The sequence below is a fragment of the Bacillus sp. JJ1122 genome, assembly GCF_036964885.1.
Classification (GTDB): domain Bacteria; phylum Bacillota; class Bacilli; order Bacillales; family Cytobacillaceae; genus Mesobacillus.
In genome coordinates this window covers 1-26755 of record NZ_JBALQL010000011.1, presented here as the reverse complement: position 1 = coordinate 26755, position 26755 = coordinate 1, and the positions used below count along the sequence as shown (strand labels likewise).

Annotated in this window: 21 protein-coding genes; 9 read left to right on the top strand and 12 right to left on the bottom strand. The window is 38.6% G+C overall.

Going from position 1 to position 26755, the window contains the following annotated elements; translation table 11 throughout:
- Positions 1-85: 85 nt before the first annotated feature.
- Positions 86-1501, bottom strand: a complete 1416-nt coding sequence (locus V7201_RS07105) for a S8 family peptidase (RefSeq protein ID WP_335376100.1) — start codon at positions 1499-1501, stop codon at positions 86-88.
- A gap of 572 nt (positions 1502-2073) precedes the next feature.
- Here V7201_RS07105 and parE point away from each other — a divergent pair.
- The 5 genes from parE to V7201_RS07080 all read left to right on the top strand — a co-directional run bounded on the left by parE (position 2074) and on the right by V7201_RS07080 (position 9552).
- Complete coding sequence (parE, locus tag V7201_RS07100; protein ID WP_335376099.1) at positions 2074-4053, top strand: DNA topoisomerase IV subunit B; 1980 nt, start codon at positions 2074-2076, stop codon at positions 4051-4053.
- Complete coding sequence (parC, locus tag V7201_RS07095) at positions 4050-6491, top strand: DNA topoisomerase IV subunit A (RefSeq protein ID WP_335376098.1); 2442 nt, start codon at positions 4050-4052, stop codon at positions 6489-6491. Before parE ends, parC begins: the two co-directional genes overlap by 4 nt.
- Positions 6492-6698: 207 nt before the next feature.
- Positions 6699-8129, top strand: coding sequence for an alanine/glycine:cation symporter family protein (locus V7201_RS07090; protein ID WP_335376097.1), 1431 nt, complete (start codon positions 6699-6701; stop codon positions 8127-8129).
- A gap of 93 nt (positions 8130-8222) precedes the next feature.
- Positions 8223-8981 carry a hypothetical protein gene (locus tag V7201_RS07085; protein ID WP_335376096.1) on the top strand — a complete coding sequence of 253 codons (759 nt, stop codon included), beginning with the start codon at positions 8223-8225 and terminating at the stop codon, positions 8979-8981.
- Between the two features lie 79 nt (positions 8982-9060).
- Entirely contained in the window at positions 9061-9552 is a 492-nt protein-coding gene (locus V7201_RS07080; RefSeq protein ID WP_335376095.1) for a staygreen family protein, read from the top strand.
- A 1190-nt stretch (positions 9553-10742) separates the two neighbouring features.
- Here V7201_RS07080 and V7201_RS07075 read toward each other — a convergent pair.
- Positions 10743-12356, bottom strand: a complete 1614-nt coding sequence (locus V7201_RS07075; RefSeq protein WP_335376094.1) for an acetolactate synthase large subunit — start codon at positions 12354-12356, stop codon at positions 10743-10745.
- A gap of 434 nt (positions 12357-12790) precedes the next feature.
- Between V7201_RS07075 and V7201_RS07070 the strand changes: the two genes are divergently transcribed.
- Positions 12791-14194, top strand: a complete 1404-nt coding sequence (locus V7201_RS07070; protein WP_335376093.1) for a PQQ-dependent sugar dehydrogenase — start codon at positions 12791-12793, stop codon at positions 14192-14194.
- A gap of 277 nt (positions 14195-14471) precedes the next feature.
- Here the strand turns inward: V7201_RS07070 and V7201_RS07065 are convergent, their stop codons facing one another.
- The 3 genes from V7201_RS07065 to V7201_RS07055 form a co-directional block, all read right to left on the bottom strand.
- Positions 14472-14957: a hypothetical protein gene (locus V7201_RS07065; protein WP_335376092.1), complete on the bottom strand. Its 486-nt coding sequence runs from the start codon at positions 14955-14957 to the stop codon at positions 14472-14474.
- A 284-nt stretch (positions 14958-15241) separates the two neighbouring features.
- Positions 15242-15631: a cupredoxin domain-containing protein gene (locus tag V7201_RS07060; protein ID WP_335376091.1), complete on the bottom strand. Its 390-nt coding sequence runs from the start codon at positions 15629-15631 to the stop codon at positions 15242-15244.
- Positions 15632-16118: 487 nt separating this feature from the next.
- Positions 16119-16970 (bottom strand): DUF2935 domain-containing protein, encoded by an 852-nt coding sequence (locus V7201_RS07055; RefSeq protein WP_335376090.1) that lies wholly within the window; start codon positions 16968-16970, stop codon positions 16119-16121.
- Positions 16971-17163: 193 nt separating this feature from the next.
- On the opposite strand from V7201_RS07055, the gene V7201_RS07050 reads away from it, so the two are divergent.
- Positions 17164-18384 carry an MFS transporter gene (locus tag V7201_RS07050; protein ID WP_335376089.1) on the top strand — a complete coding sequence of 407 codons (1221 nt, stop codon included), beginning with the start codon at positions 17164-17166 and terminating at the stop codon, positions 18382-18384.
- A 50-nt stretch (positions 18385-18434) separates the two neighbouring features.
- On the opposite strand, the gene V7201_RS07045 is transcribed toward V7201_RS07050, so the two are convergent.
- Positions 18435-19412 carry a nucleoside hydrolase gene (locus V7201_RS07045; protein WP_335376088.1) on the bottom strand — a complete coding sequence of 326 codons (978 nt, stop codon included), beginning with the start codon at positions 19410-19412 and terminating at the stop codon, positions 18435-18437.
- A gap of 498 nt (positions 19413-19910) precedes the next feature.
- Here V7201_RS07045 and V7201_RS07040 point away from each other — a divergent pair, with 498 nt between their 5' ends.
- Entirely contained in the window at positions 19911-21164 is a 1254-nt protein-coding gene (locus tag V7201_RS07040; RefSeq protein ID WP_335376087.1) for an MFS transporter, read from the top strand.
- On the opposite strand, the gene V7201_RS07035 is transcribed toward V7201_RS07040, so the two are convergent.
- Complete coding sequence (locus V7201_RS07035; protein ID WP_335376086.1) at positions 21161-21748, bottom strand: class I SAM-dependent methyltransferase; 588 nt, start codon at positions 21746-21748, stop codon at positions 21161-21163. The two genes, V7201_RS07040 and V7201_RS07035, sit on opposite strands and share 4 nt — an antisense overlap.
- A gap of 149 nt (positions 21749-21897) precedes the next feature.
- The gene (locus V7201_RS07030; protein WP_335376085.1) at positions 21898-22089 is read right to left on the bottom strand and encodes a YbxH family protein; all 192 of its coding nucleotides are present in this window, start codon (positions 22087-22089) and stop codon (positions 21898-21900) included.
- 220 nt (positions 22090-22309) lie between these two features.
- Here V7201_RS07030 and V7201_RS07025 point away from each other — a divergent pair, with 220 nt between their 5' ends.
- Positions 22310-22954, top strand: coding sequence for an SDR family oxidoreductase (locus V7201_RS07025; protein WP_335376084.1), 645 nt, complete (start codon positions 22310-22312; stop codon positions 22952-22954).
- Positions 22955-23153: 199 nt separating this feature from the next.
- Here the strand turns inward: V7201_RS07025 and V7201_RS07020 are convergent, their stop codons facing one another.
- From V7201_RS07020 to V7201_RS07005, 4 genes are all read right to left on the bottom strand, one after another.
- Positions 23154-24392: an erythromycin esterase family protein gene (locus V7201_RS07020; protein ID WP_335376083.1), complete on the bottom strand. Its 1239-nt coding sequence runs from the start codon at positions 24390-24392 to the stop codon at positions 23154-23156.
- Between the two features lie 94 nt (positions 24393-24486).
- Positions 24487-25206, bottom strand: coding sequence for a YebC/PmpR family DNA-binding transcriptional regulator (locus V7201_RS07015; RefSeq protein ID WP_335376082.1), 720 nt, complete (start codon positions 25204-25206; stop codon positions 24487-24489).
- Positions 25207-25338: 132 nt separating this feature from the next.
- On the bottom strand, positions 25339-26349 hold the full coding sequence (locus tag V7201_RS07010) for an LLM class flavin-dependent oxidoreductase (RefSeq protein ID WP_335376081.1): 1011 nt from the start codon (positions 26347-26349) through the stop codon (positions 25339-25341).
- A gap of 3 nt (positions 26350-26352) precedes the next feature.
- Positions 26353-26637, bottom strand: coding sequence for a DUF3219 family protein (locus V7201_RS07005; RefSeq protein ID WP_335376080.1), 285 nt, complete (start codon positions 26635-26637; stop codon positions 26353-26355).
- Positions 26638-26755 lie beyond the last annotated feature (118 nt).

The following is a 26755-nucleotide window of genomic DNA, read 5'->3' as shown; positions in this document are numbered from 1 at the left end:
AGAAGCTGCCATATGTTTGGTTTTCGGGATACCTAGGTGCTCATTTCTACAGTTCCTTTTATCAACAGCTTTTTGAAAAAACCTTTTATCTAAACAATTGAAAAATACTGCCTCGATATTTTTCGGTTTCCACTTTATTTGTTCTTGCTTGCTGCAATGCAGAATTGACATCAATCAACCCATTGCCAAAATTAATATCTTTACCCTTTTCACCAAGATCGATTGCTGAGTTTTTTATGATATCGATTACCTGGGTATTTGTTAATTCTGGGTTTGCCGACTTAATTAAAGCTGCCAGGCCGGCTACATGCGGCGCAGCCATTGAAGTACCGGACAAAGATGCATATTGTTTATTAAAATAGGTGCTGGGAATATAGACACCTGGAGCAGAAATATCAATGTACTCTCCATAATTCGAAAAGCTGGCCCTTTTCCCGTCATAATCGACAGCCGCCACGCTCAATACCTCAGGGTAAGCTGAAGGATAAGTTGGCTGATTTGAACCGTCATTGCCCGCTGCTGATACCATCACAACATTTTTCGAATAAGCATATCGTACCGCTTCTTCCAGCACTTGTGAAGGCTGGTAATTTCCTAGGCTGAGGTTGATCACATCTGCTCCATTGTCAACAGCCCAGACGATTCCTCTTGCAATATCAAACGTTGTACCATATCCTTTTGCTCCCATTGCTTTTACAGGCATTATTTTATTGAACCACGTTAAGCCTGCAACACCTTCATTATTGTTTGTCTCTGATGCAATGATTCCAGCCACATGTGTTCCATGTCCATTATCATCATCTGGCTCATTATTTTCATTCAGTACGTTATATCCTTTTACAAGCCTGTTTTTCAGTTCAGGATGATCTAGATCCACTCCTGTATCAACAATTGCGACCTTGATTTCTTCTGATCCGCGAGTAATATCCCACCCTTGTTCAGTTCCAATCACAGGTAAATTCCACTGATAATTTTCCTGATATAGCAGATCGTTAGGCAAAATGACTTGATTTTGCATCAAAATAAAATTAGGCTCGACATATTCTACATTCGTTCCCTGTTTAAAATAATCAACCATTTCAGGTGTTTCCATCTCCGTCGACCTAAAAATATAGATCGAATCGAAATGCTTATTCACTACCCAGCCTTTAATGTCACGGGTAATTTGGTCAATCTCATCAGCACTTGGTTCATTTAGGAAATCGACCGTCACTTCGTGATCATAGTAATGGCTTGTATCTTTTTTGTTATGATGAATTCGCGTAACCTCTTGTTGTGTATCAAGCTGCTTCTTTATACCTTCTCCCATTTGAACATTATTGATTTCAACCATATGCTGGCGGCCAGCCCCTGTTTTGATCATCATCCGCTGTCCTTCTGATTGGACAGAAGCCCCATTATGATCGGCTTTGATATCATCTCGCCTGAAGATTCCGCCGGCTGTAAGTGCTAAAAACAAGATCAAAGTTGCACCCAGGACAAAAACCTTGGTACTTCTCATATATATGACCTCCGTAAAAAGAGAATTTGTTCTTATGTTGCTGTACCTCTGTTGAAATTAACGGCGGGAATCACTGGGAGTTGAGTTTTTCAGCGGTTTATCATTATGAGGTGTCGCTTTATAAGAATAGAGAAAGATTATTTTTATTTAAAAAGCAGAATCAAGGAGTTGAATCACGCTATAGCATGATTGGTATTCTTATTCCTTTTGCAACTTTCCACCGAGACTTCTCTCAAAATTGTTAAAGAATAGATTGTGTTGTAACCACAAAGTTTATGAAGAGTGCCGATAAATCTCTAAAAGATCTTATTCAAGTGTCCATTAATGTGATTTTTTATGACAAAATTCCATTTAATTCTTTAAATCCGTTTGCCAAATCCTAATTAATCGCTACAATTAAGCATAGACGCCATTCTTATGGTAAAATAAATATAGAGAACGAGTGTTCTTACAGGTGAACTGGAGTACTTTTTAACACCTTACGATCTACAAAGATGAATACTTAATTAATTCATTGACACTATACATAAAAACCGTCAATGTTGTTTGCAAGAAATGAAAGGGGTATGTTTGTGGCAAGAAATCAGCAAGCTTTTGATTATAATGATGATGCCATACAGGTACTAGAAGGCTTGGAAGCCGTCCGGAAAAGGCCTGGTATGTATATTGGCAGTACAGATACACGAGGGCTTCACCATCTCGTTTACGAAATAGTTGATAACTCTGTTGACGAAGCACTTGGCGGCTATGGAAATCAAATTATCGTTAAAATCCATAAAGATAATTCTATAAGCGTCCAGGATAAAGGGCGTGGGATGCCTACAGGAATGCATAAGCTTGGCAAGCCGACTCCGGAAGTCATTCTTACCATATTGCATGCAGGCGGTAAATTTGGTCAGGGCGGATATAAAACGAGCGGCGGCTTGCACGGTGTAGGTGCATCTGTCGTAAACGCGCTTTCAGAATGGCTCGTCGTCACCATTAAACGTGATGGATTTGTCTATGAACAGCGTTTTGAGAATGGTGGAAAACCAGTAACCACTCTTGAAAAAATAGGAAAGACAAACCAGACTGGTACAACGATTCACTTTAAGCCAGATCCAGAAATCTTTTCGACATTGACATATAACTATGACACTTTATGTGAGCGTCTTCGTGAATCAGCGTTCTTATTGAAAGGGTTAAAAATAGAAATTATTGACGAACGTCATGATGCCAAGGATGTTTACCACTATGAAACAGGAATCCAGGCATTTGTTGAATATTTGAATGAAGAGAAGGATGTTCTTCATCCGGTAGTCAGTTTCGAAGGTGAATTCAGCAAGATTGAGGTTGAGTTTGCATTCCAGTTTAACGATGGATACTCCGAAAATGTTCTTTCGTTTGTCAATAATGTCAGGACGAAGGATGGAGGCACTCACGAAGCGGGTGCAAAGACAGCAATGACCAGGGTATTCAACGAGTATGCCCGCAAAGTCGGACTTCTAAAGGAAAAGGACAAAAATCTGGAAGGCGCTGATATTCGTGAAGGTTTGGCCGGTATTGTATCAGTTCGCATTCCAGAAGAGCTCCTTCAGTTTGAGGGCCAGACGAAAGGAAAACTAGGTACAAGTGAAGCCAGATCAGCAGTTGACTCTGTGGTTTCCGAACACCTTTTATATTTCCTTGAAGAGAATCCTGATATCAGTACGTTGCTGATCCGTAAATCAATCAAAGCCTTCCAGGCACGTGAAGCAGCACGTAAAGCGCGTGAGGATGCACGCAGCGGAAAGAAAAAGAAACGCTCCGATGCAATGCTTTCTGGAAAGCTGACACCTGCCCAGTCTAAAAATCCAGCAAAAAATGAACTTTATCTTGTAGAGGGAGATTCTGCAGGCGGTTCCGCGAAGCAGGGTCGGGATCGAAAGTTCCAGGCAGTATTACCTTTGCGAGGCAAGGTCATTAATACTGAAAAGGCCAAGCTGCAGGATATCTTCAAGAATGAGGAAATCAATACAATCATCCATGCAATCGGTGGCGGAGTAGGTACCGACTTTAATGTGGATGATATCAATTACGATAAAATCATCATCATGACAGATGCTGATACAGATGGAGCCCATATTCAGGTTCTGCTTTTGACATTCTTTTATCGATATATGAAGCCGCTTATTGAGGCTGGAAAAGTATTCATCGCACTTCCACCGCTATACAAGGTAAGCAAAGGTACTGGCAAGAAAGAAATCATAGAGTACGCATGGAGCGATGATGAGCTTCAGGGAGCGATGAAAAAAGTAGGAAAAGGCTACATGATCCAGCGCTACAAGGGACTTGGTGAAATGAATGCCGACCAGCTGTGGGAAACGACGATGGATCCAGAATCCCGCACATTAATTCGCGTGCGAATCGATGATGTAGCACGAGCCGAACGAAGGGTAACAACTCTGATGGGCGACAAGGTTGAACCACGCAGGAAATGGATTGAATCTAATGTCGCATTCGGTCTTGAAGAAGACGGCAATATACTTGAAAATGAAAATATTTCAGTTGCAGAGGAGGTTGCTGGCGAATGAGTTCAGTAGAAAAATTCCGTGACCTTCCTTTAGAAGATGTGTTAGGCGATCGTTTTGGCCGTTACAGTAAATATATAATTCAGGAACGTGCACTTCCTGACGCAAGAGATGGACTAAAGCCTGTACAGCGCAGGATATTGTATGCCATGCACGTAGAAGGCAACACGAGCGAAAAAGGGTTCAGGAAATCCGCAAAGACCGTCGGTAACGTTATCGGTAATTACCATCCACATGGTGATACCTCAGTTTATGACGCAATGGTGCGGATGAGCCAGGACTGGAAGGTACGTAATTATTTAGTTGATATGCATGGAAATAACGGGAGCATTGACGGTGATCCTCCTGCAGCGATGCGTTATACAGAGGCAAGATTATCAGCTATTGCGGGCGAATTATTAAGGGACATTGAAAAGCGGACAGTGGAATTCATTCCTAACTTTGATGATACTTCCAATGAACCTACAGTACTCCCTGCCATGTTCCCGAACCTTCTTGTTAATGGTTCTACAGGTATTTCTGCTGGTTATGCAACCGATATACCCCCTCATAATCTTGCTGAGGTTATCGATGGAGTGTTCATGCGAATGGACAACCCAGCCTGCACGATCGATGACCTCATGCAGGTTATAAAAGGTCCTGATTTTCCAACTGGCGGAATCATTCAGGGTGTAGAGGGAATCAAGAAGGCATATCAGACGGGCAAAGGGAAAGTCATTGTACGCGGAAAGGCTGCTATCGAAGAAGTCAGAGGCGGAAAGCAGCAAATTGTCATCACTGAAATTCCATACGAAATTAACAAAGCAAACCTGGTCAAGAGGATTGATGAATTCCGTCTCGATCGAAAAGTAGAGGGTATTTCAGAAGTCCGTGATGAGACTGACCGAACTGGCCTACGTGTTGTCATTGAGCTTAAAAAAGAAGCAGATGCAAGCGGAGTCTTAAACTACCTATATAAGAATAGCGATTTGCAAATCACCTACAATTTCAATATGGTTGCGATTAATAAGAAAAGACCTGTCTTAATGGGTCTTGCTGAACTCCTTGATGCATATATCGACCATCAGAAGGATGTCGTAACAAAGCGGTCACAGTATGATTTGCAAAAAGCAAAAGAGCGTCAGCATATTGTAGAAGGCCTTATGAAAGCTCTTTCCATTCTCGATGAAGTAATTGCTACAATCCGTGCTTCCAAGGATAAGCGTGACGCCAAGGATAACTTAATCAAAAAATTCGCTTTTACTGAAGTTCAGGCTGAGGCGATTGTTTCCTTGCAGCTATATCGATTAACGAATACGGATATAACAGCACTTCAGGCTGAAGCAGAGGATCTTGCCAAGAAAGTAGAAGAACTTTCTGCCATTCTTGCAAGTGAAAAAAAACTTTTAGCAGTCATCAAAAAAGAATTAAAAGACGTCAAAAAACGATTCGCAGATGACCGCCGCACAAAAATAGAAGCAGAAATCGAAGAACTTAAAATTAACCTTGAAGTACTAATTGCCAGCGAGGATGTAATCGTAACGGTAACCAAGGACGGATACGTAAAACGGACAAGCCAGCGTTCTTACGCAGCTTCCAATGGCATGGACTTTGCAATGAAGGACACTGACAGATTAATGTCACAGCTGAACATGAATACGAAGGATGTCTTGCTGTTATTTACAAATAAAGGCAGCTATTTGTATTTGCCTGTTCATGAGCTGCCTGATATTCGCTGGAAGGATCTTGGCCAGCATGTAGCCAATATTGTTCCGATCGACAGGGATGAAGAAATCATCAAGGCCATGCCAATCAGTAACTTTGACCAAAATCTATTCCTAGTGTTTATAACGAAGAATGGTATGGTTAAGAAATCTGAATTAAGTTTGTATAAAGCACAACGTTACTCAAAGCCTTTAACTGCGATCAATGTGAAAGGTGATGATCGTGTTGTTGATATACACATCACGGATGGAACGAAAGAATTATTCCTTGCTTCATATCTTGGTTATGCCCTTTGGTTCAACGAAGAAGAGGTTAGCCCAATCGGTGTTAGAGCTGCTGGGGTGAAAGGAATGAATCTTAAAGATGGCGACTATGTTGTTGGCGGTAAAGTGATTGATGGTGGCCAAAGCCAGTCAATCGTTGTTGCTACACAGCGTGGAGCAGTGAAAAAGATGAAACTCTCTGAATTCGAAAAAAGCTCTCGCGCAAAACGCGGAGTGGTAATGTTAAGAGAATTGAAATCAAATCCGCATCGAATTATCGGTGTAGAAGCTGTCCGAGACCAGGATGAAATTTTCTTCCAAACAGAGAAACAGCAAATTGTATCAGTAAAAGCTGGTGAACTTCGCTTTAATGACCGCTATACGAACGGTTCATTCCTAGTAGATGAAAGTGAAACCGGAAAGCTAAACGAGCTTTGGAAAGTCGAAAGTGAGCTGCCAACAGATAATCAATAATCCTATTTATTTAAGACACAGGTTCAACCTGTGTCTTTTTGTTTTATACTTTGTGAACTGGGTAAATAGTGAGGTAGCATACTGTATCGAATGTAGTTTTAATAAATTGGGGTGATGTTTCATTGTGAAATAATTGAATATTTGATACATTGGAAACTATATTAGAAAAGCTATCTAATAAATAAAATACTAGCAAAGGAGTCATTTATGGAAATTTTGAATAATATCATTTCAGTTTTAAACGATTATATGTGGACATATATACTCATCGCTGTCCTCGTAATTTTGGGTACATACTTTACTTTCAGGACTAAGTTTGTCCAGTTCAAATACTTCCCGGAAATGATCAGGATCTTACGAGACCCTGCCACCGTTTCTGCAGAAGGCAAAAGAGGGATTTCTTCTTTCCAGGCATTCACCGTAAGTCTTGCTTCACGTGTAGGAACAGGAAATCTTGCAGGAGTAGCTACCGCGATTTCAGCTGGAGGACCAGGAGCTGTTTTCTGGATGTGGCTGATCGCATTCATAGGAGCAGCATCAAGTTTCATAGAAAGCACACTGGCTCAAATCTATAAAGTGAAGGATAAGGACGAATTCCGAGGCGGTCCGGCTTATTATATGGACCGTGGACTAAATAAAAGATGGATGGGCGTGCTCTTCGCAGTCATTATTGTCTTTTGTTTTGGATTAGTCTTTAATTCAGTGCAATCAAATACGATCTCACTTGCTTTTAACCAGGCATTTGGCCTTGATCGTTTCTGGATGGGCATTATCCTAGCAATTTTAACCGCAGCAATAATCTTTGGCGGAATCAAGAGAATTGCCTATGTTTCTCAAGTCATCGTTCCTTTAATGGCTGTACTTTATTTGATACTAGCAATATTCATCGTTTTAACTAATTTAACGGAAATCCCATCAATGCTCTCATTAATTTTCAAAAGCGCTTTCGGGTTACAAGAAGTAGCAGGAGGTGGAATGGGGGCCGCCGTAATGATGGGAATTAAACGGGGCCTATTCTCAAATGAAGCAGGAATGGGAAGTGCGCCAAACGCCGCAGCTACCGCAGCAGTTACTCATCCGGTTAAGCAAGGCCTTATCCAGACACTTGGCGTCTTTACGGACACCATCCTTATTTGTTCAGCAACAGCATTTATCATTATCCTTTCAGGAGAGTATACAAATGCTAACCTGGATGGAATCCAGTTGACACAAGCAGCTTTGACTGCACACGTTGGTTCTTGGGCACCTGCTTTTGTTGGCACAGCGATATTTCTGTTTGCATTTACTTCGATTATTGGGAACTATTATTACGGAGAAACCAATATTGAATTCATCAAAGAAAGCAAAACAGCAATCCTTGTTTATCGACTTGCTGTAATAGGTATGGTATTATTCGGCTCTATGGTTGACTTAGCTGTTGTTTGGAATCTGGCAGATTTATTTATGGGCATCATGGCGCTTATTAACCTTGCTGCTATTATGATGCTCGCGAAAGTCGCAATGGCAGCTTTAAAAGATTATCGAGTACAGCGTAAGCAAGGGAAAGACCCTGTTTTCTATTCAGATTCAATCCCGGGTTTAACAGGAATAGAATCCTGGGAATCAAGTAAAATGACAGAACAAATTACCAAACAATAATATTTGAAACCCTCTGATACTTTCAGAGGGTTTTTTATGCATTTTTTTACCATTAATGGGCAACTTAACAGTATATATTTTGGAGGGATGCTCATGAAGAAGGAGCTACTGCTGACATTTGCTGCTTTCTTTTGCATGTCATTAACAGCGCTGACCGGTGTATACGCAGGAGAGTCTCACGATAAGACCGTTACTGTATCAGAAGACAAAGTGGATGTTACTGGGGATGGAAAAAAGGATACTATTTATGTAAAAGGTGTGCCTTTTGAAGAAGGTGCAGAGTTTCTAAAAAGAATCTACCTTAAAATCAAGGCATCGGACGGAAAAACATACAAAATTGAATTAGAAGGCGGGTATGATCCTTCAACCACTTACCAAGATCTGAACCATGATGGGGTTAAAGATATCTTTGTCAGCATTCCAACTGGCGGCAGTGGAGGGTTATCGAACTTTTTTTTATACACTCTGAAAGATTTTAAAGTCACCGATCTCACTGTCCCAGAACCATTAACAATCAATACCCAGTTTGAAGACGATTATAAAGCATCCATCACGATTGAAGAAACCGGCCAATCTTACAGCTTTGACTTAAGTGACAGAAAAGAAGATTACGAGCGGCTTGGTCTTTACCAGGACGGCAAATTGAATGAACCAACTGAATTAATGGTCCTTCCTTATGGACTATTAAAGCCGGTAAAGGTAAAAGAAAAGCTTTATGGTTTAGCTGGCAGTCAGCGAGTCAACGGGGCATATAATGCGGATGGCGTTGCAGAAGTGGAATCGACCTGGTTTTATGAGAAAGGCAAGTGGAATTTGGTCAATACAAGAGTTAAAAGCTTAAAAACTCCATAAAGTTGCCATCTGTAACGTATTGGGCTCATTTTGCATAGGCTATAAAAAAGGATTCTTTTTTTGAAAGGAGCCTTGGATCATGAGCAAATTCAAATCTGAAAAGTTGAGTGTGAAGTATATTCCACCCGCCACAGTTTTTGAACCCGTTGACAGCAGGAAATATACATTGACACATTCTGATACAACCGGTGAACTATATTTAAGCATTGGGAACATATACGATTACCAAGCCATTAACTATAAAATGCGTGATGAAGTTTTGGCTGATTGGATAACAGTTAATGGTGAATACTTGCTGTACGGAAAAGCCTATGTCAGCAACGGGGAATATGATAAAAATCTGTCCAGAATTCGTTATTTGATCTTTAAAAAAGAAATGGATCTCGCTTTAACCGGCATAATATATGGAGACAGAAGTTTTTACACATACTATCCTTGGCTGCTTGACGCCCCAATTTATGTCCAATTTGCATCGGTTTATCCCGAATACAGTGAATTAGCATATTACGGAACGCCCAGAAAGTACTTAAATATAGCCCAGAGAACACGGGTTGAAAAAACACAGGTTTAACCTGTGTTTTTTCTTGTATAACCAAGACTGGAGAGGGAGGAGGCAGAAACCACTCTTGCAAAACTATTACATTCCTTAATCATTAGTACTCTGTACTAATGGTTAGCTAATTATCATTAAATAAAACAATTTTAGCAAAAAATAAAAGAGTAAAGATTTACATAACATTATTATGTAAACTAATAAAAAATAAATTAAAGATAAAGATCAAGAAGATATTTTATTTTGCTGGAATGCATTAATAGAAATTTTATGGAATTTTTAACAATCAACGAGTAAATAGCATTTAATAGCAAACAGATAATAACTATGGAAACAAGATATAAAATCACAAGAATTTTAATTTCCAAGTGGATGAATTATTAAAACAAATTTTTCACAACGAATAAGAAATTAAAAAATTTTAGTGATTACAAAATGCAAAAATAAAAATAAAATGATTATTAATAATAATTGATCATTCTACTAAAAATTTTAATTTCATCTCACTAACTTAAGTATACTTAGTAATTGAGATGATTAGCATTAGTTTTAATAGAACTTCCTAGAATTTATGTTATGTAAACTAGAATAAAATATCATTTGATAAAGTGAATTTACTATCCCCTTCTTTATCCTTAGTGTTAGTTGAAGAGAATCTGCCTACATTCCTTCGTATCAAGTGTTTCAGAGCAATAACTTTGATTACTGCTCAAAAACCCTTGCAACTTTTTGAAAAGAATTTACCTTCTTAAATATTTCTTAAAGAGAATTTACCTACCTTAGTTTTTAGAGTTTTTTTGGCATATTAAGTTTATTGATTGCATTTTTAGATCCTCGTTTTTAAAATGTGTATATATATTACCGTTATATTTCAGAACAACTGAAAAAATCTCCTCAAATTGTTCGGTTCCTTTCTGTTCCCCTGGTTTACACCTATAGTAATCTCCTAACAGGCTATTTATCCTTCTCCAAAACAGGTGTTATGTACGATTTCATTGCCAGTTACATCATAAACATGCTTAATTGTTAACAGAAAAAAAACAGGACTGCTTACAATAAGTCGTCCTGCTTAGTCTGAAAACACTTCAATCATATAGCCTTGCGGAATAACTATATCTACTGGCAGTATAACTCGAACCCATCTGTCTTTACCTTCCATTAGGCACACCTACTAATAAAAGATATTAGGTTAAACCCCGTCCTTATTCTTAATAAGCTTGAATTTTTTCCTCGCTGATTGGTACATCAATCAATACAATTCCTTCCTGTGACGAGATTTCATGGGAAAGAATGCTGTCAAGCTCAGTAAGGCTATTCGCCCTTACCCCCTTTATCCCAAAGCTGCCAGCCAGTTGAACAAAATCCGGATTGCTGAAATTGACACCATAGCTGTGGCCAAACTGCTGTTCCATCATCTTTTTTTCAATCTTGAGCATCCAATCGTTCAGACAAATGATCACAAATGATAATCCAAGTCTTTTTGCTGTTTCGATTTCCCCCACGTTCATCAAGAGTCCTCCATCTCCTGTTATACAAATAACCTTCTTATTTTGCGCAGCCAATTTTGCCCCTATAGATCCTGGCAAGGCAATTCCCATGGATGCCAATCCATTTGAAATGATTAATTGTCCAGGCCTGTCAGGATGGAAGTAACGTGCTATTTCCATTTTGTGTTCACCAACATCAGATAGGACAATGGTGTTTTCGTCAGTGTGCTTTTCGATTATATGGAGAATATTCCTGGTCGTTTGAGACTGTTTACTAATCGTTTTTTCATTCCAGTAAACTTGGTTGCCTTGCAATTTCCTTTCTTTAAGACTGTTGGCGGGAAGCCATTCTTTTGGAACTATATTCTTATTTTTCAAAAGCTTAAAGATTTGTTTCAAATCACCAATCAATTGACTGCAAACAGGATAATATTCATCACACTCAGCCTCTTGGGAATGGATATGCACAACTGGAACCTTATTTTTATTCCAGTCTTTCGGTTGGCTTTCAATCAAGTCCAGTCCAATCACAATAAGTAAATCTGCCTCGGCTATTCCCTCTGATACTAAATCATTGTCTTTGAAACCAAAGGTAAAGAAGTTAAGAGGATGATTTTTTGGTATAACCCCTTTGGACATAAAACTGTTTGCCACTGGTACTTGAAGCTGTTCAGCAAAACTTTGGAATGCTTCGCTAGCCCCTTGCCTAATTACCCCGTTTCCAATCAGGATAAAAGGTTTTTGACACTGCTTAAGAATTAATTCTGTTTCTGCGATTGCCTCCATCGATGGGATGACAGTTGGAGCAGCAATTTTTGGAATGGCTTTACTGGAGATTGCCTTTGATGCTAGGTTCTCTGGTAATTCTACTAACACTGCTCCAGGCTTTTCACTTGCTGCTTTCCGAAAAGCGTTATGGATAATTTCTGGAACCGTTTCTGACTGTTTAATTTGAACTGACCATTTCGTTGCTGGTTCAAAGATTTTCACTATATCAATAAATTGATGAGACTGTTTATGCTGTCTTTCCATTCCGGCTTGTCCAGTTATCGCCACAACAGGTGAGCCATCCAATGTGGCACTTGCAACTCCTGTTAATAAATTAGTGGCACCAGGACCCAAGGTAGCCAGGCAAACGCCAGGTTCTCCAGCTACCCTCCCATATACATCCGCCATAAATGCTGCCCCCTGCTCGTGGCGCACCGGAACATATTGGATCGATGTTGACCTGGACAATGAGTCTGCTATATCTAATACTTCCTTGCCGAATATCCCAAAAACGTATCTCACTCCTTCGTTTTCCAAACATTGAACAAGCAAATCAGAAGTTTTCATAGTTACCCTCCAAAAATGTGTACTAATTTAATGATTTCCTATGATATCTGTTTCATTCAAGGGAGGTTATAGATTTCAGGAAACCAGAAAATGTGACCCTGCTGAATGAATATCCATTACAGTGTTTGGAAGAAAATCGGAAATGATAATGAATAGTTTCTAAGTATTCTCGATCAGAAGGTTCACACTCAAATTCACTCACTGTAAAGCTTAGATATGCCACCTGCATTTTTTCAATTGTAAGAAGTTGGGAGATGGAAATCAATCGAGGAAAGGTCAAGTCTAACTACCGTTTCATATGCCCTTAACTTACCTAGTGCTGCTTTATAACGGTGCAAAGCCTTGTCATTCTCCATAACCCTGTTCTGGTACTAATGGAGAATTTCTAACCATATTCTTATTAAAGAAAACAATAAATAGAGGTGAAAAGTTAATTGGAAAAAGTTAAGGTAAGTTTACGACCCATTGTTAGCAAGATAAATTTACCCACAGTTTTGAAAACAACAATTCTACCGGGAGACTCAATTGAAAGATTATTTATTGCAACCCAAATAGGAGAAATTTTTTATATAGGTAACGGAGTCATTAAAACTTTTTTAGATATTCGCCCACAAGTGCTCAAACTTGGTGTTCAAGGTGGTGGATATGATGAACGGGGATTATTAGGAGTTGCATTTCATCCCCATTTTTATTACAACGGGCTTTTTTATCTTCATTATTCAGTAGCTGGAACACAAGGTCCAGGTGCACTTCCTGAAACTTCTATACCTGACCCCTGTGATCCCAAAACTATAAATCGGAGATGGGTTAATAGAGAAACTCAATTTGATCATATAGATACAGTAGAAGAATGGATTCTACAAGCGAATGGACAACCTCAAAAACGGCGTACATTGCTTAACATAAGAAGGCCATTTTTTAATCATAATGGTGTCAATAGCTTAAACTTTTCACCTGAAACAGGAAAACTTGTTTTAACAACAGGAGATGGTGGTTTAGGCTATGATCCATTTAACTTAAGTCAGGATGATATGGAAATCGCGGGTAAAATAATTGAAATTGATGTAGTTAAAAATACATCTTTCAATAATCCACCCGTAGTCACTCGTTTTACTGAACTACCCGCACCAATTCAGGAAACACTTACTGTAATTGCCAAAGGTGTTCGCAATATACCGGGGATTACATTTCAAAGGTATAATAATCATTATATTAAATATGTGGGAAATGTCGGACAGGATTTGGCAGAGTCGATTTTTTCATTCGTTCATTATCAACCCATACCGGTTACTGAGCTTATAATGAACTCTGGACCCGCTCAAGAAATGTCTATTAACTTTGGTTGGCGAGGTTGGGAAGGTGCTTTTCCTACTTCGATTAAAATGGCTTGCTCTGCAGATTCGAATTTGGATGAGAAAACCATTGTTTATTACAATGAAGCAATTAAAACATCAGTTAGGCGGATTCAGCCTTTAACTAGTTATTATCACAAAGATCCCCGACCAGATAAGTTTGGGGGAACTGCCCTTACTGGAGTCCATCCATATATGGGCAAAGGAATCCCGCCTTTAACGGGAAGCGTTGTGTTTACCGATTTAGCCCGCAAGGAAGAATCGCCAACTCCGGTTAAAGGAGTTTTAGCTTATACCAGGGTAACACCAGATAGTAAACTAAATGATTATAGTGTTATTGAAATCGATTATAATTTCGGGTCTGAATCTGCTTATTATGTTAATCTGGGAGCGAATCAAGATCAAACCAGATTATTTTTAGGGGTTTATGGCTCGATGAAAGTGACTGACTTTAACCAAGGTACTATTTTTGAAATTATTCCATAGATGATGACTACTATCTCATTTAGGTACATCTCTTATAGGGGAGTAAGATTTAATTTAAACAAAATAAAACCAAGGTAGCAATTAGGCTCCCTTGGTTTTTTATTTTCATGTAAGGAAAATTGGATAATTTGATATCCCAAAAATTGTTTTTCTAATATATGTTTTCGAGCTAATTCCCATAAACCTTTTTAAAATTAAAAATGTCATATAACCCATAGGTATCGAATTGGGGCTTTTAACTACTTGGCAATTCCTTAAAATGGGCTGATTTGAAGGATCACTTAATCAATTTTATTCTTTTAAAAATTTTCAAAGCAATTTCTACCCATAACCAGCTATAAAGGAAAACAAATAAAAAGATCCATACGGTTGTAAGCAATGAAAAGGTATCAGAGATTGCTGGACCTAAAACGGGAAAGTGGAAAATAAATAACAGAATGATAATTCCTAACATTAAAAGAATTGTACCTGTAGCAATTATACTTAATCTCTTCCTAAAAAAGTAAAAAGATGCTCCTATGCCAAGTCCTAACAATCCTGTTGTAAAGGGGAATACAATTAATTCACTTGGCTGCAGGATGAATAACAACATTATGGTCAGAAAGTAGGACATTACTCCAAGTGGAATGGAAAACATGGAACATAACAGAATAGGTGCAGTGGCAAGCGGAGATAAAAAATATCCTATACCTGGTAAAAAGCCACCAGCAGCCTGTAGAAAAGCAGCAATACAGGCAAAAATTGACCCTAAAATGAGCTTCACCGTTTTTTTTCGTTTATTGAATTAAACGAACTTCATTAGAAATAGGCTTAAAAAAATACACCTTTCCACCTCATAATAAACGGAATATACCTTACCATACATTATATTTATCATTTATTAGAAGTGGAACTATTTTCACTATTTCCAACAAAAATTTCCTGTGTAGAAAATATATAATTAATAATAAATCTCTCTAAAACTTAACCGACAATACTAAGGATATACACTTTTATTAAAATTTTCTTGGTATATGAAAAAAAGCAAAGCCATATTGGCCCTGCTTTTTACTTGACTATTACTTTCCCAACCATTCCTTCCTGGAAATGGTAACGACATATCAGTTCATAAGTACCGGCCTGTTCTGGTTTTACGGAAATGCTTTTTTCTTTTCCTGGCTGGACCTCGGTGTCAATTCCAAGCTTTTCCACTGTAAAAGTGTGCTCTTTCTTGCCTTTGTTTCTCAATATCAACGTTGTAGTTGTTCCGTTTGGAATCGTGATAACTTTAGGATTAAAATAAACATCATTCAATTCTACCTGAATCGCATTTACATTCTCCATTGGTTGGGTTACAACACCGAATTCGGCAAAAACACTGAGTGAGCCTGTAGTTGTCACAACCATAACCATTGCAAGAAAACCGACCCAACCTTTAATCCACTTTTTCAAAGACATTCGTAATCCCTCCTTTCCTAAACATTATTTTTTTCTAATTTATAAAAAATTATCACTCTAAATTAGATCCAAACTTCCTTTCAAACAGTAACCTTTTTATCTGAGTTACATCTGTTTCACCAAAAGCATACCCACCATGTCCTCCTGGGAATCTTTCAGGCCATTCTTGTGCTCCCTTAACTTCGATTTTAACTCTGCTTACATTGTTCCGAAAAACAAACTCCTGCACGGCTTCTGCAAATGAGAAGCCAAAAACTTAAGACCATCAATCTTAAGAGTTGATTGAATTTCGCTATTAAGTTTAATAACAACTAGATTAACAAATCATTTTTCAGAAAAACAAAAAAGGCAACACCCATAATAGGTCCGTTGCCTTTCTAATTGAATGGTTAAAAAAACAAGCCACCTATCTAGCGTTTAATTAACCATTTTAAATCGGTGATACTTTTAATAAGAATTATTTAAAAAGCCCAATTAAATTTATCTTCTACTCTGGCATTTGTGGTTTTCCTCCTGTAAGGTGCGCATCGAACATATCAATTATTTCTAAGAATCTATCCGCTTCACGGAACACATGGTCAGCCAATAATGGATGAATGATACTCTTTATTTTGCACTGCTCAATTAAATCACGGGCCGTTTTCTTGAAATCTCTTAGAGAAGATACTGACACACGATTTTGATCCAGGAACTGATCTAATAAAGGAACTGTTTGTGATTGCGGTTTCATCGATTCTAGGTCTCTTGCTTGATACATGAGCTGATCAAAATCGTTGCTGAAATTACGTGCTATATCAATTAGTTTTCTTTCGGACGGATCTAGCAAATGACCAATAAATTTTGCATGGTCGGCCATAATCCTTAAGAAGAAAACATTTTCTTTAATAATAGCATCAGGAAGTGGTTTCAGTTTACCTTCGTTTAGTTCAATCAATCGTTTTCTAAAATAATTCGCTTCCCTGCTTGTGTGATCAACTAATAGCGGAAAATTATTTGCCCCTGGCAATTTACAGGTTAGAATTAGCCCTAGCACTTTCCGTTTAAAGGCAAAAATACTTGCTGCCGCCTGCTGCACTTCTGAATTAAATCTTCTTATTTGTTCAGGATCTGTTTGATTGGTAAAAGAATGAGCTGTCTGTTCAATGCTTTCAAATAAACGGTAAAATTGATTTGCTTCTTGGATAAGTTGAGTATCCTCTGCTCGAAATCCTAGCCGAAGAAATAAAGAGTGTTCCTTCATGATCCTCGACCAGAAACGAATTTCATTTAACGATCGCTCAACAAACAATAAAGATGTAACGCCCGTATCCGCATGTAATAAGGATTCATCTTCATTCATTCCAATTCCCCCTATAAAGAAATTCATTCGCTCAATTCTTATTAACAAAATCATTCAAATATACCGATTAAAAAATAGCTTAGCGCTCCCTACTTAAATAAATTTATTTTTTAAAATTTCGTATTGCGAAGTATATTCAAAATCTTTAAAATAAAACAGACTGCATTTTTACATCAAGCTTAAGGGAGACATTATGAACCGCAAAATTTTTCTTTATGTAAAAGCTTTTTCCGATTTAGGAACATTTATGGATCTGATTGCAATAAATGTTTTAATGTATGCAGCTACTGGAAACTCAGCCTGGCTGGCGGCCACTATGGCAGTTCGTACACTCGGCGGAGTAATCTCTAGTTTATTTTCCGGGGTACTTGCCGACCGCTTTGACCGCAGGAAAATAATGATTTGGACTGACGTATTCCGTGCAATCATTATCCTGAGTTTGATTCCTTTTCCACATCCAATGATGATCCTGATTGTCTGTTTTTTAATTGGATTGACAAGCAGCTTTTTTGCAGTCAGCTATAGTGCGGAGATTCCGCAAATCTTTGGTCAGGATAAGGTACTTGAAACGAACGCTTTAATCTCGCGGTTAACCTCGATCAGTTTAGTTTTTGGTTTTATCGGTGCTGGGGTGATAACTGATTTCCTCGGATATCAGGTTACCTTACTGATTGACGCGGCGACCTATATCATTTCTGCCATTGTTTTATTAAAAATGAAATGGGAAACGACGGTCACAGTAGAGAAAATTGCCATAGCTAATGGATTTAAAGACAAATTGTATACCATTGTCAGGGATTTGAAAGAAGTCTATTCATTTATCATGCTGGCACCAATGCTTCTAATGATTAATATCGTTTTCCTTGTAGGTGCTTTTGCTGGTGCTTCGCATAACTTAGGGATTCCGTTATTGGCAGAGAATATCAATGCTGGTAAGCAAAGCTTTTATTACGGCTTAATCTGGGGCGTATGGGGGATCGGTTCCGTGTTGGCGACTATGATATTGCCTAAGTTACCGTCACTAACAGGAAAGCGTCTATATGTTACTTTCTTTATCTCTGCAATGCTTATGTCAGCAGGCTTTATCACTTTCCTATCCAATTTAAACCTCTGGATTGTATTATCCTTTGCCTTCTTTACAGGTATTTTTGATGCATGCTTCACTACCTTGCATGCTACCATTTTACAAAAAACGGATAACCATATTCGTGGAAGAATCTTTGGAGTCGGAATGCTGTTAAAATCCATTGGATTTGCTCTCGGATTTGTAGTCGCACCTATTTTACTTGAAGTTTTATCACTGCCTAAAATGGTGTGGATTTTCCACGGAACTTTGATTACCACAAGTATCTTTGTTATGAATTATTCCATTGGCATTCAGAAGAAGGCTGAAGGAGTAAATCAGAGTTTGTGAAAGTAAAAGCCCAGTATTGCTGGGCTTGAGATTTTTTGTTTATTTTCCAATTATGGGACAGCGGAATTATATTCTCCTGCTTTACTGCTATCCATAAATACACGAGTGAAATCCTCTATGAATGCTGGAATATCCGCTTCCATACCAATCCAGTCGAGTGTTGCTTCCGGCTCTGGCTCAGGCTTTGGCCGGAAATCTGCCATGCTTTTGCCTCTTGCTCCTCCAAAAAGTTCAATTCTTACTCTACGCGGCAAATATTTTACTAGATTCGGATTTACAAGTGCACTTAATGTTATTACATCATGAAGAGGTGCACCCGGGATGCCAGGGACATTCTTTTTATATGCTTCAAAATAATAGTCATACACTGGTTTGATCAAATCCTTAAATGGTGACCGGCTGTTCTCGGCTAGATAATCGATAACATTTGGAGGGATAATCGCTTTATTGGTAATATTCAATGGATGTAAAAACACATTCCTGGCCTTTTCAAGTACTTGATTCGCTGCAATAGGATCAGCGTAAAAGTTCGCCTCGGCTTCAGCAGTGACATTTCCCGGCACAAGGAATGCTCCACCCATAATGTAAATAGCATTGACACTCTCAAAAGCTTCCCGACCGTAGAGAATTAAAGGAATTGCAAGATCTGTCTGCCTCCCTACTCCAACGATAACCAGATTATTGGCGTATTGTTTAACAATCTCAAGGATCTTGTTGATATCGTATACCTTTACTTCCCCTAAATCTTCAGGCGGCCTGATTGGGCCAAGTCCTTCTGGACCGTGAATTTCCGGATAAAATGTAGCAAGTTCTCCAGACAGAGGACCTGTTGATCCCGCAATAATCGGAATGTCTTCTCTGCCAGCAAGCTTAAGTAAATATGCAGTATTATTAATTGCCTGTTTCTTGGTTATGTTCCCATATCCAGTTACCACACCAACTACATTTAGTTCAGGATGCAAAAGGGCATACATAAGTGCCAACGAATCATCTACACCTGAATCTGTAAATAACAGAATATTATACATATCTACCCCTCCTGTAATGCCACAATTTCATTATATGTTTTTAATTCCCTTGTTATTGCTTTTTTTAGTTTAGCTCACTTAAAAGAAAAAGAGTGTCAAATTATTCTTTTTACATTCACATCCTATTAAGTTCCTTTTAATAATATCCGTCAATTAACTGCTTTATTTTACTATTTCCTGAGGCATTAAATAAGTTTGTTATCCATTTAGCAATGAGGGCAACCACCATGTATTAAAGAAACAGCCTCAAGTAGTTTGTACCATTTAATTCAGAAAATCCCAATGCCGTTAATGGATGCTTAAATAGAAAGGCTCATAATTGTATAATTACTAAGCAAAAAATGTAAAATCATTATCGTTATTAATCCTCTCTAATCATTTCGTTCTCAATTGAGAAGGTATGCCATAATAACTGTTTTTCTTTTCACATCTTGCCCCATGAGAAGCAAAATCGTACAATCCAATTCGTGTGATTTATTTGAAAGGAGTCAACAAGACTTGAAGTTTAATGAAAATGAGAAGTTTAGTATATACAATGGCCTGGCATCCACTGTTTCCACGAATATGGTGAATGGCTATATTCCATTGTTTGCAATAGGGGTTTTAGGGGCAACCAACCAGCAAATTGGATTAATATCCTCTTTACCTTCCATAATTGGAATGTTGGCTTTGATTCCGGGGGCTATTTGGCTAAATAGTGTGCATAGTAAAAAGAATTTCGCAGTCATCTCAACTTTATTGACCAGGTTGTTGTTTAGCCTGATTCTATTTGTCCCGTTTCTTGGCAGTCACTATGCTGCCTGGGCACTCGTTGTGATTATCGCCTTACTGAATTTCCCGGGTGCCTTATCTGGCCTTTCGTGGCAGTCCATGATAGGTGAACTGGTACCTGAAAAGCGGAGAGGTGAATTTTTCAGTTCTCGTAATAGATATAATACGATTGCAGCAATGGCAGTTACTTTTGCAACGGGACTCTTTTTACAGCAATTCCAAAAGGACAGTGCATTCCCATATCAGATCTTATTCCTTGCTGCCTTTATTTTTGCTGTACTGGAAGTTTACTATCTCATCAAACATAAAGAATCTGAAAAGCCAAAAGAGAAAAATTCAGCAACTTCGAACGATCGTACATTATCAATGAACGTATACAAGCATAAACCATTTCTTGCTTTTGTCATTTCCGCACTGATGTTCGGTTTTTCTTCCCAGATGGCCTGGTCTCTGTTCAGCATTTATCAAATAAAAGAAGCGGATGCAACTGCACTATGGCTAAGTTTATTCTCGGTGACAAACCAACTTGCACAAATTATCAGTATAAAATGGTGGGCAAATGCCGCAAATCGGCGGGGCAACAGCTTCGTTTTATTTATTGCAGCAGCAGGGATGGCGACAGTACCAGCCTTGACGGTTATTTCTGACAATCTTATTTATTTAACCTTAATAAACCTATGGATCGGTCTTTTTGTATCAGGTACAAACCTACTTTTATTCAATCAGCTTCTAAAAGCATCCCCTGAAGCTGACCGAACCAATTATATCGCCAATTATAATTTCCTTCTGTCAATCGTTGGGTTTATTGCACCCCAGACCGGTGTCTTTCTCTTGAACGGTATGGGTATGAACGCAGCAATGAATGTAATTTCCATTCTAAGATTTGCTGCAGCCAGCTCTTTCCTATTCGTGGCTATCAAATTTGACCGGAAAATAATTGCTTATAATCAAGCTGAAAATAAACAAGCAAAAACAGGCTAAAGCCTGTTTTTGCTTTCAGGATATTCCTGTTTTTTACAAAAGATAGACTGCCTGCCTTCTTGCTCACATTCTTCATAATAAAGAATCTTCCAATCCTTGAATTCCTCTAACAACTCATTTGACTCAAGTTTGTACTTTTCAGTGATTGTCTTTTTACTTCCTGGCCCGGTCTTATAGAAGGTTTCCATAAACAAATATCCATTCATCTTAACAATATCTTTAACTTTTGAGTATAGGGATCGATCCAAATAATAAGTTATCAATACTAAATCATATGAGTCCTTTTTAAAATGAAAGCCTGTTCCTTTTGACATGTCAGCAACAAGAGTCCTTATTTCCAATCTCTTCTTTTCAGCTTGCTTACTTACAAAGTTAATAGCCACATCAGAAATATCCACGGCAGTAACTTTATAACCAATTCCTGAAAGAAAAAAGCTATTCCAGCCTAATCCGCAGGCAATGTCTATCGCTGATCCCCCTTTTAAGTAAGGGGAAAGTTTCAGCAGCCTTTCATTGGGTACACGTTCTTCTATATTGGCTATGATATCAGTGTATTTACTATTCCATTTTCCCCTAGGCTCCATAGAAACATCACTCTCCAGAAAAATTCAATATTAACATGAATATACCATAACTTCAGATAAGTTTTCCCTTGCAGAAACTAGAGAGCCAGCTCAAAAGATCCATCACTAAAAAAACAGCGGCTTCAATAAATTAGGAGCCACTGCTAAGATTAAATTCCATGCCGTTCACAGTACATGTCAATTAAATTTTCAATTTGGTCCAGTTCTGGGAAATTCCCTTGATAAGAAAATTTAATTTCTTCAATAAATTGTCCTTTATGATAAACGTGAATCGCACCATTTTGACTAATGACACTATATTCCGGTTCAAAAACGTAACCGTTTCGTTCTACAGCCCCCATATACAAGCAACGCCTATCTTTTATTTATTTTCAATACTCGGTTGCAATCCATTATAATATTTTATTTTCTCCATTTTGCCATTACCTCAACCCTTTCTTTTATTAAGTTTCTATGGTGTAGATAATTATTTGATTGTTAAGAACCTAATTCTTTTACAAGTGTTAAAGAATGGGTACATTACATAAGACTTTTAGTTGAAAACAGAAGGAGGACTTTTTTATGAAAGTATTTGTTGTAGGGGCTAACGGACAAATAGGCAAACTGCTTGTAGAGATGCTGAACGATAGTAAGGAACATACTGTTAGAGCGATGCTTAGGAAGCCAGAACAAGCTGCTGCATTTGAAGGGTCGGGAGTAGAGACAGCCATTGCAAGTCTTGATAGCACTGTAGAGGAACTATCAACAGCGGCATTTGGATGTGATGCATTAGTATTTACTGCAGGATCTGGAGGGGATACTGGTTTCGATAAAACATTGCTGATTGACCTGGATGGCGCAGTTAAGACTATTGAAGCAGCTCAAAAAGCGGGAATTAGCAGATTCATTATGGTCAGTGCCCTTCAGGCACATAATCGTCATAATTGGTCTGATGCAATCAAACCTTATTATGTTGCGAAGCATTATGCGGATAGAGCCCTTTTACAAAGCGGACTCACGTATACCATAGTAAGGCCAGGCGGGTTAGTGAATGAACATGGAACAGGAAAGATTCTGGCAGCAGAAAACCTGGAAAGAGGTAGCATACCAAGAGAAGATGTGGCATTAACAATTATGGCGAGCCTTACAGAAAGGAATACTTTTAACAAATCATTTGATTTAATTAATGGTGACACACCAATTGAAGTGGCACTAAAGTCAATTTAATTTTCATAGAACGAAAAAAGAGTTTACCGTTTTCTTAGATGTAAACTCTTTTTTTAAATCCCATTTCAATCCCTTTCAAAGAACGCCAATAACTTGAATGCTTTGCTTAACAAAATACCAAAGTCTGATGATTTCATTTGCTTTCGTTCTTGGAATCCCCCGACTGGAATTTTTTCCAGAGGGCCTAAAAAGTGAGTGCTCAAAACAAAGGTTTCAATGCATTTGTCTCATTAATAAACAGGAATGCATCGTACCTTTTCGAAATTCTAGATGGAACGTAATTTCCCAGATGCTCAGAATCTGGATGATAAATTACACCAATTGCTCGATGTCCAATGACTTTCCCAAATAATTCTTCATTGTCATTGTTGAACAATAGATACTTATCAAATGCCCCGGCTTTATGGAGTGCGTCCTCCCAGCTTCCTGCTATGGCTTTAGGAACCTCTATTACATCTACCGTTCCTCCCCAATTTCGGGAGGCAATGACGGTCCCATTGTACGTACCAAAGCCAGCTGCAAATACCTTGGCACCATATTTCTCCCTTAAGAGCTGGCCGACATTAATCAGGCCTTCATCCACCATATCAGTAGCCCTCGCATCACCAATATGGGTATTATGCTCCCAAATTATTACCTTAGCACCTTTATCATGAACAGCCTTAATTTTTTCAAGTGCGGTTACCATATGAGTATCTCGGATATTCCAGTCTTCAGCACCACCTTTGGCCATTGCTCGATAGTATCTCTCTGCATCTAGCATGACAAGGCTATTAATTTCTAAATTAAGATTTCCTTCTTGTTCTTCGGGATAGGTTTTGCGTTTTTTTTGCAAGTCAATCAATACCCTGATGACTTCCTCAGTGCAATCTTCTCCATAATAAGCAGCAGAAATTGCGTAGTTTTCTCCACGTCGATCAAATGGTTCAAAACATGCAAAAGCTTTTTTGGCAGAGTCAACCTCATCCGGTGAAATTTTTTCAAGCTGCCTGATAATTCCCTCCATTGATTCCCATAAGCTGTAAATATCTAGACCGTAGAAGCCGATTTTATTCTTTGCATGTTCATTGTGTTTTTTTAACCAATCGACTAACTTCAGCACCTCTTCATTTGCCCACATCCAGGACGGCCAACGATCGAAATCTTTTAGAGCGCTCAATGCATCGCCTGGTATATAGCCTTTTATATATTGGTTGACAGTAAAACAGGAAGGCCAATCACCTTCAACTGCGATAAAGGAAAATCCTTCTTCCTTAATCAGCCTCTTCGTGATTTCTGTCCTGATGGTGTAAAATTCGGAGGTGCCGTGCGAAGCTTCTCCTAACAAAACAAAGTCTGCATCAGCAGCAGCCTTGATGATTGCATCGAGATCTTTACCCGAATCAAACCTTTCTGCATGTTTCTTTATTGAGTTAATCAGCTCATCATTTTTGCTCATGCTGTCCCTCCATTTTTTATTAGTTTACCCATATGGCACAAACGAAACGCAAAAAAAAGCAGCCCACGTATTCGCATAGGGGCTGCTTAATCTTTTATTCACCAAAATCTACATTATGATATACCTGCTGTACATCTTCCAAGTCTTCCAAAGCATCGATCAGCTTTTCAAATTGTACCTGTGCTTCTGGATCGAGGGTGATATCGTTTTGAGCGAGCATTGTCAGCTCAGCAACTGTAAAGTCATTAATCCCGGCATTCTTTAACGCTTCCTGGATCGCATGGAATTGGTCTGGTTCACCGTATACTATCACGGCGTCTTCTTCCTCGATAATATCGCGAACATCGACATCAGCTTCCATTAAAATTTCAAGCACTTCATCAGCAGTTTTGCCTTCAAAGCCGATTACCGCTGTTGCATCAAACATATACGCTACAGATCCACTCACTCCCATGTTTCCGCCGTTCTTTCCATAAGCCGCACGGACATTTGATGCAGTACGGTTCACGTTATTTGTAAGAGCGTCAACAATGATCATTGATCCGCTAGGACCAAAGCCTTCGTAGCGAAGCTCATCGTAACTTTCTTCACCGCCGCCTTTTGCTTTTTCAATCGCGCGGTCAATGATGACTCTTGGTACATTGTAAGTCTTTGCCCGTTCAAGGACGAATTTCAAAGCCTGGTTGGATTCAGGATTCGGTTCACCCTGTCTTGCTGCTACATAGATTTCAAGTGCGAACTTTGAATAGACACGGCTAGTATTTGCATCTTTAGACGCTTTTTTCTCCTTGATGTTATTCCATTTACGACCCATATATCCCACTCGCTTTCAACTTATATCAGTTGACTGCAGCTCAATAACTACCATATTAAAATAGTCTTTTCTACAGCCTATCACAGATAATATTATACCTTAAAAGAAGAATTTGTTAAGAGGGAACTCCCACTAAATCACAGTTTCTCTTTTTATCAGTTCATTTGCAATCAATTGATAAGATTTGATTCGATCCTCAGGTGAATAGGTGATTGTCACAATCATAATTTCATCCGTTTTATATTGCTTTTGCAAATCTAGCAGTTTATTCTTTACTTGATCAGGATTTCCTATGATCATTTTTTTCTTCATTTTTTCCAATGCTTCTTTTTCAGTTTCTGATAGCCTATATTGTTTTACCTCCTCTAATGAAGGTACTCCGGAGTGACCTTTACCTTTGCCTCTCTGGATGCTCCATACTAAGGAACTCAAGGCGATTTCTTCAGCAAGTTCAGTTGTCTCTGCACAAAATGCTGTAACTGTGAGGATTGTTCGCGGTTTCCTATTACTCCCATTCTTGAATGCTTGATAATAGCAATCTAAAATTTCCGCAGCATCCTTGTCGCTCATAAATAATCCGAATGCATAGGCCATCCCGTATTCTGCAGCCAGCAAAGCACTTTTCTTGCTGGTCCCAAGCAGCCAAGGGACAGGTGCAATATCCGGAATTGGAGCCGCATTTATTTTTGCAAATTCGCTGTCTTCAGGATGATCATTGTATATAAAATGAAGCAATTCCTTTAGCGATGAGGGCATGTTCCAAACATTTTGGAGAAAGTGATCGGATAAAGCGCTTGTTACTCCTGCTGAACCTCCGGGAGCCCTGCCAATTCCTAGATCGATCCGATCTGGAAACAACGTAGCCAGCAGATTGTAGACTTCTGCAATTTTATACGGCTTATAGTGAGGCAGTAAAACTGCACCAGAACCTATCCGGATACGGCTTGTTCCAGCTCCAATGTAACTGAGCATTACTTCAGGTGCAGGACAGGCTAATCCTGGCATATCGTGATGTTCGGCAATCCAGTAACGTTCATAGCCCAGTTGTTCTGCAGCTTGAGCTAATTTAACAGATTGTTCCAATGCTTCTTTTGCACTCTGATTAGACGAAATAGGCACTTGATCCAGTATACTCAGTTTCATCGTTTACTCCTTTTTTTCCAGCAGTACTAATTTAAAAATCCCAACTTGTCCGCTTTCGTAAAGATTGGTAACAGAGGTTGAATACTCCACGATTCTTCCTTTGAACTCCAGGTTGCTCTCAGGCACTATTACATTAAACTCACCCTCATATAACAGAGTTGTAATATCGTGATATTCCTTACTTGTCACCTTGAACTCTATTGAAACTTGAATAAATCCATTTATTTTATTTTCTTCATACTGACTTACCAGGATAACTTGATCATTAAGTATTATTTCCTTTATCATCGTTTAGTTTATCCCCTTTCCAAGCAATGGATGGAACCTATTTTATCATTCTGTTTTTGAGCAATCAAAGAATCGGTTCGTTAAAAGAAAAGCGTAAGTGCCTTGGTCAGCCCCGACA

What these genes read in the sequence shown, in the direction of transcription:
- V7201_RS07105 (WP_335376100.1), bottom strand. Translation starts at nt 1,501, where the DNA reads ATGAGAAGTACCAAGGTTTTTGTCCTGGGTGCAACTTTGATCTTGTTT.
- parC (WP_335376098.1), top strand. Translation starts at nt 4,050, where the DNA reads ATGAGTTCAGTAGAAAAATTCCGTGACCTTCCTTTAGAAGATGTGTTA.
- V7201_RS07090 (WP_335376097.1), top strand. Translation starts at nt 6,699, where the DNA reads ATGGAAATTTTGAATAATATCATTTCAGTTTTAAACGATTATATGTGG.
- V7201_RS07085 (WP_335376096.1), top strand. Translation starts at nt 8,223, where the DNA reads ATGAAGAAGGAGCTACTGCTGACATTTGCTGCTTTCTTTTGCATGTCA.
- V7201_RS07080 (WP_335376095.1), top strand. Translation starts at nt 9,061, where the DNA reads ATGAGCAAATTCAAATCTGAAAAGTTGAGTGTGAAGTATATTCCACCC.
- V7201_RS07075 (WP_335376094.1), bottom strand. Translation starts at nt 12,356, where the DNA reads ATGAAAACTTCTGATTTGCTTGTTCAATGTTTGGAAAACGAAGGAGTG.
- V7201_RS07060 (WP_335376091.1), bottom strand. Translation starts at nt 15,631, where the DNA reads ATGTCTTTGAAAAAGTGGATTAAAGGTTGGGTCGGTTTTCTTGCAATG.
- V7201_RS07055 (WP_335376090.1), bottom strand. Translation starts at nt 16,970, where the DNA reads ATGAATGAAGATGAATCCTTATTACATGCGGATACGGGCGTTACATCT.
- V7201_RS07050 (WP_335376089.1), top strand. Translation starts at nt 17,164, where the DNA reads ATGAACCGCAAAATTTTTCTTTATGTAAAAGCTTTTTCCGATTTAGGA.
- V7201_RS07045 (WP_335376088.1), bottom strand. Translation starts at nt 19,412, where the DNA reads ATGTATAATATTCTGTTATTTACAGATTCAGGTGTAGATGATTCGTTG.
- V7201_RS07035 (WP_335376086.1), bottom strand. Translation starts at nt 21,748, where the DNA reads ATGGAGCCTAGGGGAAAATGGAATAGTAAATACACTGATATCATAGCC.
- V7201_RS07030 (WP_335376085.1), bottom strand. Translation starts at nt 22,089, where the DNA reads ATGGGGGCTGTAGAACGAAACGGTTACGTTTTTGAACCGGAATATAGT.
- V7201_RS07025 (WP_335376084.1), top strand. Translation starts at nt 22,310, where the DNA reads ATGAAAGTATTTGTTGTAGGGGCTAACGGACAAATAGGCAAACTGCTT.
- V7201_RS07020 (WP_335376083.1), bottom strand. Translation starts at nt 24,392, where the DNA reads ATGAGCAAAAATGATGAGCTGATTAACTCAATAAAGAAACATGCAGAA.
- V7201_RS07015 (WP_335376082.1), bottom strand. Translation starts at nt 25,206, where the DNA reads ATGGGTCGTAAATGGAATAACATCAAGGAGAAAAAAGCGTCTAAAGAT.
- V7201_RS07010 (WP_335376081.1), bottom strand. Translation starts at nt 26,349, where the DNA reads ATGAAACTGAGTATACTGGATCAAGTGCCTATTTCGTCTAATCAGAGT.
- V7201_RS07005 (WP_335376080.1), bottom strand. Translation starts at nt 26,637, where the DNA reads ATGATAAAGGAAATAATACTTAATGATCAAGTTATCCTGGTAAGTCAG.